Source organism: Tatumella morbirosei (genome assembly GCF_000757425.2).
Classification (GTDB): Bacteria; Pseudomonadota; Gammaproteobacteria; order Enterobacterales; family Enterobacteriaceae; genus Tatumella; species Tatumella morbirosei.
The window spans coordinates 39,229-51,424 of record NZ_JPKR02000003.1 but is presented as its reverse complement, the minus strand read 5'-3'; the positions used below and the strand labels follow the sequence as shown (position 1 = coordinate 51,424).

The following is a 12,196-nucleotide window of genomic DNA, read 5'->3' as shown; positions in this document are numbered from 1 at the left end:
TCACAGAAAAGGGCGACCCGGCATTATTCAATGCCAAGGCCGTCACGTAAAATTTGCAGACGTTCATCGTCCCCGTCACGGGCAGCCTGCTGAAGAGATTTCGTCGGGGCGTGAATCAGACGGTTGGTGAGTTTGTGCGCCAGATCCTGCAGGACCTTTTTAGCATCCTGCCCTTGTTCCAGCGCCAACATTGCCCGTGATTCCAGTTCTTCACGGATCTGATCGGCATGGGAACGATAATCGCGAATGGTGGTCACTGCTGACTGCGCACGCAGCCACGACATAAACTCACCACTTTCATGGACCACAATGCTTTCGGCTTCGACTGCCGCAGCTTCACGCTGGGCCATATTCTGCTGAATAATTGCCTGTAAGTCATCCACGGTATATAAATAGGCATTCGCCAGCTTGCCGGCTTCCGGTTCCACATCGCGCGGTACTGCGATATCCACCAACAACATCGGCTGGTTACGTCGTGCTTTCAGCGCACTTTCCACCATCCCTTTACCGATAATCGGCAGCGGGCTGGCGGTGGAGGAAATAATAATATCGGCATCCTGCAACCGTGAAGTAATGTCGCCAATTTCGATGACTTCAGCCTCTACTTCTTCTGCCAGACGCTGGGCACGCTCACGGGTGCGGTTAGCAATAATCAGTTTTTTTACCTGATGCTCGCGCAGATGGCGAGCCACCAGTTCAATCGTTTCCCCTGCCCCAACCAGCAATACGGTGACTTTAGACAGTGATTCGAAAATCTGCCGCGCCAGCGTACAGGCAGCAAACGCCACCGATACTGCACTGGCACCGATATCGGTTTCGGTACGTACCCGCTTGGCGACCGAGAAGGTTTTCTGGAACATCCTTTCCAGTTCACTGTTCAGTACGTGGCCGCGCTGAGATTCAGCGAACGCTTTTTTTACCTGACCGAGGATTTGTGGCTCACCCAACACCAGCGAATCGAGGCCGCTGGCCACGCGCATCAGATGGCTGACCGCAGCATTGTTTTCATGCCAGTACAGGCTCTGTCTGACATCTTCCTCTTTCAGCTGATGATAACTGCACAGCCAGCGCACCAACTGTTCCTGTATATCATCATTTTCGTCCACACTCAGGTATAACTCAGTGCGGTTGCAGGTTGAGAGTACCACGCCACTTTGTACTTTTGGCTGTGATAACAGGCTGTCCAGCGCTTTATCAAGTGTGTCCGGCCCAAAAGATACCCGTTCGCGCAATGCGACAGGTGCCGTTTTGTGATTGATTCCGAGTGCTAGAAGCGTCATGGCAATTGTGGTTGGGTTGTCCCAATAATGTCAGGGTTATAGGACTATTCTACAAGATGAGTCAGATCAAGAAAAGCCATACAAAAGCTATGACTGTAATAAGATTAACCTGATGCCACACAATAATCCCTGAATAGCATTGACGGTTAAATGCCGGGACGGTAGCGTTTAGCCCATCTGCAGTAAAATCCGGGTCTGAGGAGATGACTACGTGAGATTAACCAATACCCGCCGGCTGGTTCGGCTGTTACCTTTTGCCAGTCTGCTGTTAACCGCCTGTGTGACTAACGCGCCACAGGGTCCCGGGAAAAGTCCGGATTCCGCACAATGGAAGCAACATGTCAGTGAAGTCAAACAGGTCACCGCATTCCAGACCCGGGGGGCATTTGCCTATCTGTCTGAACGGCAAAAAGTCTATGCCCGTTATAACTGGCAACAAACCGCCGGCGATCGTTACCGGTTACTGTTGACCAATCCACTGGGCAGTACCGAAATGCAGCTTGATACCCAGGGAGAGACCGTACAACTGGTGGATAACACCGGTAAACGCTATTTCAGTCATGACGCGACCAAAATGATTTCTGAGCTGACCGGAATGAAAATTCCGCTGGAAAACCTCCGCCAGTGGATGCTGGGTCTGCCGGGCTCTGCCAGTAACTATACTCTGAATGACAACTACCAGTTACGCACCGCTACCTATACTCAGGACGGCCAGACCTGGAAGGTGACCATTAATGCCTATCGTCAGGATGTTAAACCGGCTCTGCCAGCAGATTTGGAAGTCACCACCGGAGATTTAACCATCAAACTGCGTATGGATAGCTGGAAACTGCCATGAAGACAACCTGGCCCAGCCCGGCAAAACTGAATCTGTTCCTATATATCACCGGGCAGCGCAGCGATGGCTATCACAACCTGCAAACGCTGTTTCAGTTTCTGGATTACGGCGACAGCCTGCAGATCGAAATCTCCCTTGACGGTCGGCTGGTCATGGCACAACCCGTCACGGCTGTCGCCGATGAGGATAATTTAATTATCCGCGCGGCACGGCTGCTTAAAGCCGCAGCGCTTAAGGATAACCGGGTAACAGAAAATGCCGGTGCAGTGTTTGCCGTAGAGAAGAAAATCCCGATGGGGGGTGGACTGGGTGGCGGTTCCTCGAATGCTGCCACGGTACTGGTGGCACTGAACCAGCTGTGGCAATGTGGATATTCTGCGGAATTTCTCGCCGCACTGGGTCTGCAACTGGGGGCGGATGTCCCGGTATTTGTGCGCGGCTTTTCAGCCTTTGCCGAAGGGGTTGGGGAACAACTCCACCCGGCCACCCCACCCGAGAAATGGTATCTGGTGGCCCATCCCGGGGTCAGTATCCCTACCCCACTGGTATTTAGTGATCCGCAGTTGACCCGTAACAGCCCGCACCGGACATTAAACCAGCTAATGAATAGCAACTGGCAGAATGATTGTGAGCCAGTCGTAAGAAAACGTTTTCGTAAGGTTGATGAATTGCTGGTCTGGCTGTTAGAATACGCGCCATCACGCCTGACCGGGACCGGCGCCTGTGTGTTTGCTGAGTTTGATTCCGAGGAAGCTGCCCGGCGGGTTCTTGAACTCTCTCCTGAGTGGATAACGGCATTTGTAGCGCGTGGGGTGAATACTTCACCGCTTCAAACAACGTTATCTGAGAGATCAGCGTGTGCGTGACAGTATCAACCTGTTCCAGATACTGCGCGTATCGCATTTATACACCTGTGTGAACCTGCTCTGCGACACCACGCAGAGGGTTCTCTGGACGTAAAGCCTGAGGTTTTTCTCGTGCCCGATATGAAGCTTTTTGCTGGTAACGCCACCCCGGAACTAGCGCAACGCATAGCCAACCGTCTTTACACTAACCTCGGGGACGCCGCTGTCGGCCGTTTCAGTGATGGTGAAGTCAGTGTTCAGATTAATGAAAACGTACGTGGTGGTGATATTTTTATCATTCAGTCCACCTGTGCGCCAACTAACGATAACCTGATGGAACTGGTAGTCATGGTTGACGCGCTGCGTCGTGCCTCTGCCGGTCGTATTACTGCAGTTATCCCTTACTTTGGTTATGCCCGCCAGGATCGTCGCGTTCGTTCTGCGCGTGTCCCGATTACCGCAAAAGTCGTTGCCGACTTCCTGTCAAGCGTTGGTGTTGACCGTGTTTTGACGGTCGACCTGCATGCCGAACAGATTCAGGGCTTCTTTGACGTACCGGTAGACAACGTATTTGGCAGCCCGATTCTGCTGGAAGATATGTTACAGCTGAATCTGGAAAATCCTATTGTGGTTTCCCCGGATATTGGCGGTGTAGTGCGTGCCCGTGCGGTGGCTAAGCTGTTGAACGATGCGGATATGGCTATTATCGATAAACGTCGCCCACGGGCTAACGTTTCTCAGGTCATGCACATTATTGGTGATGTCGCCGGCCGTGATTGTGTGCTGGTGGATGACATGATCGATACCGGTGGTACGCTGTGCAAAGCGGCTGAAGCACTGAAAGATCGTGGTGCCAAACGTGTTTTTGCCTATGCCACTCACCCTATCTTCTCCGGGAATGCGCTGGAAAACCTGCGTAATTCAGTGATTGATGAAGTCGTGGTGTGTGACACGATTCCGTTGTCTCCTGAAATTAAAGCACTGCCTAATGTCCGTACTCTGACATTATCTGGTATGCTGGCTGAAGCGATTCGTCGTATCAGCAATGAAGAATCTATTTCAGCGATGTTTGAGCACTAATTATTGCTTAAGTGTTGATAATTAAAAGACCGGGCTTCATGTCCGGTCTTTTTGATTAAAATGACTGTGTTGCTTATCTGTTAAAAATAACAAATCCCTGCCGCTATAATTATTGACCTATTTTTTGTGATTTCTTGCCGGGAAAATAAATTAACCCATCTGCCGGTTATTAAGTCAGACCATTTACTTATATTGGTGCATTGCTTAATTTAGCGCCTTATTCGGGGAAGGCATATGTTACTTGATATTTACACACTGTTTATTTGCGAATTATATATTCTGGGATTCCTGACCATTATTTATGTTTTTGCCTGGCTGGGCGGTAAACGCCAGCGTGAACTCGGCTATATGGCATTAATTCTGGCCATGACCATGAGTGCGGTTTTCCTCAGCAGCCTGCGTAGCAAAGGGTATCATTTTTTACCGGTAGTGGTCTCGAACACGTTGCTTTTACTCAGCTACGGTCTGATGGTTAATATCATGCGTTCACTCGGAGAACGTCCTGTGGGCTATCTGTGGCTGAGCAGTTGCCTGCTGTGGCCGCTGTTCTGTCTCTCTCCCGCTTTTTATCATAATCTGCCGTCACGTATCGTCACCATTACATTGTTATGTGGGCTGTATAGCGCTGCATTCTTTTATGAACTATGCAGACTAAGGCAAATAATCAAAACGACATTCTGGCCGGCGATAGTGCTGGTTTCTATTCATCTGTTATTTCAGTTTGCCCGGCTACTGTTCGATCAGTTTGTCCCGGACAGCCGTAACGGGGCTATCGGCGGCAGTCATTTTTCTTTATATGTCATTCTTGAGTCTATTTTATTTATTATCGGATTATCCTTTACCCTGCTGGCCATGGTGAATGAACGCAGCCAGATGAAGCTTGACCGGATGTCACAGATCGATCCGCTGACTAACACCTTAAACCGACGGGGACTTTATCTGGTGGCTGCCGATATTATCAGGCGTAGCCAGCAACGCCCCTGTACCGCGATTATTTTCGATCTTGATCATTTTAAATCGATTAATGATACCCACGGTCACTTTAAAGGGGATGAAATACTGTTGGATTTTTGCCGCCGGGTGAGTGAAAAAATCCCCCCTCATCTCTGCTTTGCGCGACTCGGAGGTGAGGAGTTTGCGGCTATCGGGTTACTGAACCAGCAACAAGCGGGTGAATTATGCGAACAAATCCGACAGGCAGCCGAACAGTCGCTCAGCAGCCCGATTCCTTATACGGTAAGTATTGGATTTACCACCGGATCAATTAACGATACCCGTAAGCCGTCGCTAAACAGTTTGCTGGAAACCGCTGACTTTGCCCTGTATCAGGCGAAAACCAGCGGCCGTAACCGGGTCTGTTTTCAGTTATTTATGACGGGTGTGTAATTTGCAGCCGTTGTAACGCAATAAAAAATAGCGGTCACAGACTTTTTCCCGGCCGCCTAATTGCGCTCCCGTCAGCCATAACAATGCCCCAAGGAAGATGGCAAATATCGCCAACCCCACTGCCAGATCCGGCAGGTGAAACGACGGCAGCTGATTCAGTACTGCCACGACTATGCCGGCCAGAATGACCACCAGCCCGGCTCCCATGAGTGTATTCCCGTACATCAGACACTGTTTATGTTTCATCATGTCTCTCCCCGCACAGCGAACAGTTGAACAATTAAATAAAATTTTAATTAACAACTTTACACTTCACTGCTACACAGATCACAAACCGGTAACTTAATGAACATTTCATGCGATCTTCACAGGCCTTTGTGCTTCTGCCTGCCACACAGTAAAATAAGCGTTTTCGAATCACAGCAGGAAAGAAATAGTGAGCAGCATTAAACTGATTGTGGGACTGGCAAACCCTGGCGCGGAATATGCCGCAACACGGCATAATGCCGGAGCCTGGTACCTGGACCTGCTGGCAGAACGGCATAATCAGTCGTTAAAGGAAGAGCCAAAATTTTATGGCTACACCGCGCGGCTAAATCTGGCCGGTAATGATGTCCGCCTGCTGGTACCCACCACTTTTATGAACCTGAGTGGTAAAGCCGTGGCTGCGATGGCCACTTTTTATCGTATCGCTCCTGAAGAGATTCTGGTGGCTCACGATGAACTGGATATGCCGCCAGGCGTCGCAAAATTTAAGCTGGGGGGCGGTCACGGTGGCCACAACGGGTTAAAAGATATCATCAGTAAACTGGGCAACAACCCTAATTTTCACCGCCTGCGCATCGGGATTGGACACCCTGGCGACCGTAATAAAGTCACCGGTTTCGTACTGGGTAAACCCCCTCAGAGTGAACAGAAACTGATTGACGAGGCGATTGATGAAGCGGCACGCTGCACCGAAGTGTGGCTGAAAGATGATCTTCTGAAAGCGATGAATCGACTGCACGCATTTAAAGCTGGCTGAACCCTGCCGGAAATCCGCGCCTTCATGGCCGGTTGTGTGTATAATGCGGCGAAATTTTACAGATCCGACGGCTGCCTGGTGTGCAGCCGCCAATACGTTATAAGGTAACTCAAGCATGGGATTTAAATGCGGTATCGTGGGCCTGCCAAATGTTGGTAAATCCACCCTGTTTAACGCGCTGACTAAAGCAGGTATCGAGGCGGCTAACTTTCCGTTTTGTACCATTGAACCTAATACCGGCGTGGTTCCCATGCCTGACCCGCGTCTGGATAAGCTGGCAGAAATCGTAAAACCGCAGCGCACCATCGCCACCACGATGGAATTTGTTGATATTGCCGGTCTGGTGAAAGGCGCTTCCAAAGGGGAAGGTCTGGGAAACCAGTTTCTGACCAACATCCGTGAAACCGAAGCTATCGGCCATGTGGTACGTTGTTTCGAAGATGACAATATCATTCACGTTGCCGGTAAAGTCAGCCCTGCCGACGATATCGAAGTGATTAACACCGAACTGGCGCTGTCCGACCTGGACACCTGTGAGCGTGCTATTCATCGCTTACAGAAAAAAGCCAAAGGCGGCGATAAAGACGCTAAAGCTGAGCTGGAAGTGCTTGAAAAATGTCTGCCACAGCTGGAGAACGCCGGTATGCTGCGCGCTCTGGGTCTGGATGAAGACGAAAAAGCGCTGATTCGTTACCTGAGCTTCCTGACCCTGAAACCAACTATGTACATTGCCAACGTTACCGAAGATGGTTTCGAGAACAACCCGTTCCTCGACCAGGTGCGTGCGATTGCCGATCAGGAAGGCTCTGTCGTGGTTCCGGTCTGTGCAGCAGTTGAATCTGATATCGCTGAACTGGACGATGCTGACCGTGAAGAGTTTATGGCCGAACTGGGCCTGGAAGAACCTGGTCTGAACCGCGTCATCCGTGCCGGTTATGCCCTGCTCAACCTGCAAACCTACTTCACCGCAGGTGTTAAAGAAGTCCGTGCCTGGACCATCCCTGTCGGCGCTACCGCCCCACAGGCCGCCGGTAAAATCCACACCGACTTCGAAAAAGGCTTTATCCGCGCCCAGACCATCGCCTTTGATGACTTTGTGGCCTGCAAAGGGGAACAAGGTGCCAAAGAAGCCGGCAAAATGCGCGCCGAAGGAAAAGACTATATCGTCAAAGACGGCGATGTTATGAACTTCCTGTTTAATGTCTGATGCTTAAAACTGCATGAAAGGATAGCCTTTCGCGTAGTCAGGCATAGTAATGAAAATCCACGCTTAGGTGTGGATTTTTTCTGTGAGCACTGCATAGAAAACCGGAATGACGGCTCAATACCATCAAAACCGGAAAATAAATCGTTGAGAAACTCATCCCCCGGGATCAGTCATGGTTGCCAGGTCATTTACAACCCTGCCATGAATCTGAAACAAGATTAAATAGCCTAAAGACTAATGTCTTTCTTACCCGCCGGATTTATCGAGTTATAGGCCAGAGCCCTCGATTTCAACTGAAATTACAGCGTAAAAGTTCCGGGAAAAGGAATGGGATCCAGATGAACTTGCTGATCAAGCACGGGAATCGTAAAGACAGTTGTCACGAATGTAATGACCTCACTCCAGGAGACGATTTTGGCTGCAGTACCATCCCTCTGGCCTGATACATCCCCCCGCACATCAGATCTCTATAACTTTTACTCAGCATACTGATATTCACAGTGCTTATGACCAGACTAATTTTGAACTGGTGTAAAAAATCCAATACCTCCCCTTGTCCCGTTCGTTTAAGGTAGATTGTTCTGGCGCGGATTTTCACTCCGCTAGTGTAAGTCTTAAACTGGACACTGACTTTTTGCTTCTCTCCTCCCGCAGTATTGTGCTCCTGAACTCAGCGCGACAAAGCACTTAAGGGTCTGTTAGCTGAATATTTAATACAATGAAATCAGGAGTAAAGCCATGAACCGCTTACAAACGATTACTGAAAGCGAAGCCACCGGTAAAACTGCACAGCTGTTCAGTGTGATTAAACGCAGCATGGGTAAAGTCCCTAACGCCTATCTGACCATAGGAACTCAGTCCCCGGAAATCCTTGAACAGATGCTGCAACTGAACGCCACGTTGCACAAAGGAAGCCTCAGCGCGCGCGAGCTGGAAGCCATTAACCTCGCAGTAAGCGAAGAGTCGGGCTGTGACTACTGTCTTGCCGCCCATACGCTGATGGCTAAAAAGGCCGGATACACAGACGATCAAACGCGTGAGTTACGCGAAGCCCGTTTTAGCTCTGATGCACGCATTGACGCACTGGTTCAGTTTGTTCAGTACCTGGTATCGACCAGGGGAACCGTGGCAGCGGATCGCGTTCATACTTTCCGTGAAGCCGGCTTCAGCGACCAGCAGGTTGTGGATACCATTGGTGCTGTCAGCGCCATTCTGTTTACCAATATGGTTAACCGCGTAAACGACACCGTCATTGATTTTCCAAAAGTGAGCTGATTCTTGTGCAGCAGAGGCGGAGTGTCACCCGCTGCTGCTGTTCATTGCCACTGCCTGTGAACCTGTTAAGCAAACTGACATAACAGATAATACTACGCGGAAGTCAGCACGCTTCAAACCAGCCGCGATAGCAAGGAACCTGCCGGAGTCTGCCACCACCATGCTGGCAGGCATCTACTTAACCGACCGTACGGATGCCAGCATCCGTACATTTCGGGCTTATCGTAGCGTTCATCCTCACTTCCACCGCGAATGCGATGAATACCTGTACGTGCTTTCAGGAGGCGGCACATTCTGGATGGAGGATCCCTCAACCAAGGCTGAGTTCGGGCGTATAGCGCCGGGGCTTTTCACTTTTTCTGAAAGCCTTGCCGTATCCGGCAGGTCTGATTTATTCGCGGAGTAATATGAAGAGAACCGTTCACCCCGTCGGCATCGCCGCCTTTGTTTTAACCGCGCGGCTTGACAGCTTTTCAGCAGCAGCACAAGAGCCTGGCATGAAGCGTTCTGCCGTGACCAAAATGGTCAGACTCCTGCTGGCGCGCCTCGGGGTAAAGCTGATGGAGCGATTCAACCGCATGGCGGTCCTGACGCCGCAGGGAGAAAACTATCTTCAGCAGTGCCGAAACGCTTTTGAGCTTATTGATGAGACCGAATATAAGCTGCTGGCATTATCCGCTGCTCCCCTCCGGGCTGTATAGTAACATCCTTCCGGACGGGTATGGTCAGCGCCTCTTCGATAAAAAGCGTTACGTGCCCGCTCCATATAAAACTGATAGTAAAACCCGTCTACCACTCACTGAAAATCAATGTGGCCTTCATCAAAGTCATACATTTTACTGAACATGTCTGCTCCTGATAGCAGGGGCCCGTGGCCCCTGAGATGAGATGGTTTAGTGCGTTGGTGCGGGTCCTGCGTTAATTCTGATGCGTAACAGGGCATAAGGCTTCTGACGCAAATCTTTACCACCATGGAAGGCTGGCTGACGGTTCAACTGGTTCGTGGTGAAATACAGATAACCATCCGGCCCAACCGACAGGGTATCTGGCCACAGAATTTCGGGGCCGTGAGCAATGGTTGTCCATTCACCGCCTACCGGAAGCTTACGGATGGCATTACGTTCATAGTCACCGGCATAAATTGTGCCCTTCGCATCACTTTCCAGCCCGTCTGACGCCCCTTTTTCACCCAAATCTTTTACAGCCGCCGAGAGCTGAGCCTCAGTGACAGTAGGATCCCGAAGCATCGCCGTGGAAACGGCATACAGGTGACGTCCCGACAACGGGCTGTAGTAAAGAGTTTTACCGTCCGGGGAGATGGCGATGCCGTCGGAGGCTACGCTGAACGGTGCGGTAGTGCCGTCCGCATGACGCTGAAGCAGCGTTTCACCTTCTACTACGGGTGAAAAACCGGCCTCAGGGGACGTAGAACGGTCTCCTTCCAGACGGCGTAGTGCTTTACCAGTGTCCAGGTCAATGACAATAATCGCTCCAGTACCGGATAGTGAGGAATCGGTCACGTACGCCACACCGGCCTTACCGATGCGAAAGTCAAAGCGCATGTCGTTGACGTAGGTGGTGGGTTTGATCACATCAGCCGGGAAAACAACTGTTTTCTCAACCTGATTAGTTTTCAGGTCAACCGCGACAAGCTTCGCGCCGCCTGCCACAGGTTTTGAAAAACCTGGCGCGGCGGTATCCAGTATCCAGACGCAGCCCCGGCCGTCGGCCACCACGCTCTGCACGCTCAGAAGATGCGTGCGGGGAGCTGCATTATCAGCGGTATTTATCGTGGCGTCAGGGTAAGGCACGAGCTTGTTGCCTTTTAATTCGGCCACGGTAAACGGAACGTCATCACCCCAGCGCGGGAAGTTAACAAAGATACGGCCCGTTTTAGTAACGGTGATCCCTGTCGGCATGGCGCCGCTGAATGTTGCGACCACTTCCGGTTTGCCGATCGCGCGATCCTGAGCCAGCCCGCTAATGGCTGGCAACTCGTGGGCGTCTTCCGCCAGAGCATTCAGGGTGGCCGTGCCTGCTATCAGCGCCACAGACAGCGCTAATGCCGTTTTCATCATACATGTTTTCATCAGTGTATCTTCCTGAGTTATTGAATGGACCAGCCAGCGAGCCTGCTACCGACCGGCAGGGTAATCAGAAGCCTTCCAGCACGATTTTTCCGCGCGCCCGGCCGCTTTCGATAAATGCATGAGCCTGGCGAAGGTTATCCGCGCTGATTTTTCCGTAATGTTCACCTTTCGTGGTGCGCAACGTGCCATCCTCAATCAGGCGGCGTACGCTCTCCAGAATCTCGTTCTGACGGATCATGTCCGGGGTCTGGAACATAGAGCGGGTGAACATGAGTTCCCAGTGCAGTGAAACGGCTTTGCGCTTGAGCGGCACCGCGTCCAATGTGTCCGGGTCGTCGATTACTGCCAGTCGGCCCTGTGGCGCCAGTACTTCCACAATCTGCTGATAGTGCTTATCTGTGTGCGTTAGGCTTGCAACGTAGCGTACGGAAGACACACCGATTTCACGCAGGCCTTCCAGCAGCGGACGGGAGTGATCGATGACGTCATGGGCGCCGAGTTTACGCACCCACTCCGCCGTTTCCGCGCGTGAGGCGGTGCCGATAACGCGCAGGTCTGTCAGCTTGCTGGCCAGCTGAGTGAGCACTGAACCCACACCGCCGCCCGCACCTATGATGAGGATCGCATCACCGTGCCCCCCGGTGACCTCCAGGCGGTCAAAGAGTAGTTCCCAGGCGGTCAGGGACGTGAGTGGCAGCGCAGCCGCTTCGGCGTCGGTCAGGGAAGCCGGTTTATGGGCAGCAATACGCTCATCAACCAGGCTGTATTCTGCATAAGATCCGGGGCGGATAATGGAGCCGGCGTAGTACACCTCATCACCCGGTCTGAACAGTGTGACGTCTTCACCAGTGGCTTCAACGATGCCCACCGCGTCCCAGCCAGGAATACGTGGCTGCGTGACGGGCGAGCTGGCGCGCACTTTCGTGTCAGCAGGATTGACGGAAATGGCCCGGATTTTCACCAGCAGGTCGTGACCAGCCGGCTGAGGCTTTGGCAGTTCGGTTTCAAAGAGAGAACGGGGGTCAGTAATGGGTAGTCCGTGCTGGGTATAAACGATCGCTTTCATGATGTGTTCCCGTGTCATTTAGGTGTCATATCTCACCGAAGTGTCGGTGCGTTATGTGAAGAGTACGGGAGGTGATGTCGCAGAAAAACGGGGTAACGGCATCAG

13 protein-coding genes are annotated in these 12,196 nt (G+C 51.6%); 9 read left to right on the top strand and 4 right to left on the bottom strand.

The genetic code is table 11. From position 1 onward, the window contains the following. Positions 1-23: 23 nt before the first annotated feature. The gene (hemA, locus tag HA49_RS03105) at positions 24-1,280 is read right to left on the bottom strand and encodes a glutamyl-tRNA reductase (protein WP_038020501.1); all 1,257 of its coding nucleotides are present in this window, start codon (positions 1,278-1,280) and stop codon (positions 24-26) included. Between the two features lie 211 nt (positions 1,281-1,491). On the opposite strand from hemA, the gene lolB reads away from it, so the two are divergent. The 4 genes from lolB (at position 1,492) to HA49_RS03085 (ending at position 5,429) form a co-directional block, all read left to right on the top strand. Next, positions 1,492-2,118 (top strand): lipoprotein insertase outer membrane protein LolB, encoded by a 627-nt coding sequence (lolB, locus tag HA49_RS03100; RefSeq protein ID WP_038020500.1) that lies wholly within the window; start codon positions 1,492-1,494, stop codon positions 2,116-2,118. Next, positions 2,115-2,984, top strand: a complete 870-nt coding sequence (gene ispE / locus HA49_RS03095; protein ID WP_038020499.1) for a 4-(cytidine 5'-diphospho)-2-C-methyl-D-erythritol kinase — start codon at positions 2,115-2,117, stop codon at positions 2,982-2,984. Before lolB ends, ispE begins: the two co-directional genes overlap by 4 nt. A 111-nt stretch (positions 2,985-3,095) precedes the next feature. Continuing rightward, positions 3,096-4,043: a ribose-phosphate diphosphokinase gene (prs, locus tag HA49_RS03090; protein ID WP_025901877.1), complete on the top strand. Its 948-nt coding sequence runs from the start codon at positions 3,096-3,098 to the stop codon at positions 4,041-4,043. Between the two features lie 234 nt (positions 4,044-4,277). Then, on the top strand, positions 4,278-5,429 hold the full coding sequence (locus HA49_RS03085) for a GGDEF domain-containing protein (RefSeq protein ID WP_038020497.1): 1,152 nt from the start codon (positions 4,278-4,280) through the stop codon (positions 5,427-5,429). Here HA49_RS03085 and HA49_RS03080 read toward each other — a convergent pair. Further along, positions 5,409-5,678 carry a DUF2583 family protein gene (locus HA49_RS03080; RefSeq protein ID WP_414716476.1) on the bottom strand — a complete coding sequence of 90 codons (270 nt, stop codon included), beginning with the start codon at positions 5,676-5,678 and terminating at the stop codon, positions 5,409-5,411. The genes HA49_RS03085 and HA49_RS03080 overlap by 21 nt on opposite strands. Positions 5,679-5,865: 187 nt before the next feature. Here HA49_RS03080 and pth point away from each other — a divergent pair, with 187 nt between their 5' ends. The 5 genes from pth (at position 5,866) to HA49_RS03055 (ending at position 9,636) form a co-directional block, all read left to right on the top strand. Then, positions 5,866-6,453: an aminoacyl-tRNA hydrolase gene (pth, locus tag HA49_RS03075; RefSeq protein ID WP_038020496.1), complete on the top strand. Its 588-nt coding sequence runs from the start codon at positions 5,866-5,868 to the stop codon at positions 6,451-6,453. Between the two features lie 115 nt (positions 6,454-6,568). Then, on the top strand, positions 6,569-7,660 hold the full coding sequence (gene ychF, locus HA49_RS03070; RefSeq protein WP_038020494.1) for a redox-regulated ATPase YchF: 1,092 nt from the start codon (positions 6,569-6,571) through the stop codon (positions 7,658-7,660). 738 nt (positions 7,661-8,398) lie between these two features. Continuing rightward, positions 8,399-8,935 carry a carboxymuconolactone decarboxylase family protein gene (locus tag HA49_RS03065; protein WP_038020493.1) on the top strand — a complete coding sequence of 179 codons (537 nt, stop codon included), beginning with the start codon at positions 8,399-8,401 and terminating at the stop codon, positions 8,933-8,935. Positions 8,936-9,095: 160 nt separating this feature from the next. Next, the gene (locus HA49_RS21575; RefSeq protein ID WP_211259041.1) at positions 9,096-9,341 is read left to right on the top strand and encodes a cupin domain-containing protein; all 246 of its coding nucleotides are present in this window, start codon (positions 9,096-9,098) and stop codon (positions 9,339-9,341) included. Between the two features lies 1 nt (position 9,342). Next, entirely contained in the window at positions 9,343-9,636 is a 294-nt protein-coding gene (locus tag HA49_RS03055) for a LysR family transcriptional regulator (RefSeq protein WP_038020492.1), read from the top strand. A 192-nt stretch (positions 9,637-9,828) separates the two neighbouring features. On the opposite strand, the gene HA49_RS03050 is transcribed toward HA49_RS03055, so the two are convergent. Together HA49_RS03050 and HA49_RS03045 are read right to left on the bottom strand one after the other, a co-directional pair. Beyond that, positions 9,829-11,025, bottom strand: a complete 1,197-nt coding sequence (locus tag HA49_RS03050) for an L-dopachrome tautomerase-related protein (RefSeq protein ID WP_038020490.1) — start codon at positions 11,023-11,025, stop codon at positions 9,829-9,831. 64 nt (positions 11,026-11,089) lie between these two features. After that, positions 11,090-12,091 carry a zinc-binding alcohol dehydrogenase family protein gene (locus tag HA49_RS03045; RefSeq protein ID WP_038020489.1) on the bottom strand — a complete coding sequence of 334 codons (1,002 nt, stop codon included), beginning with the start codon at positions 12,089-12,091 and terminating at the stop codon, positions 11,090-11,092. Positions 12,092-12,196: the final 105 nt, after the last annotated feature.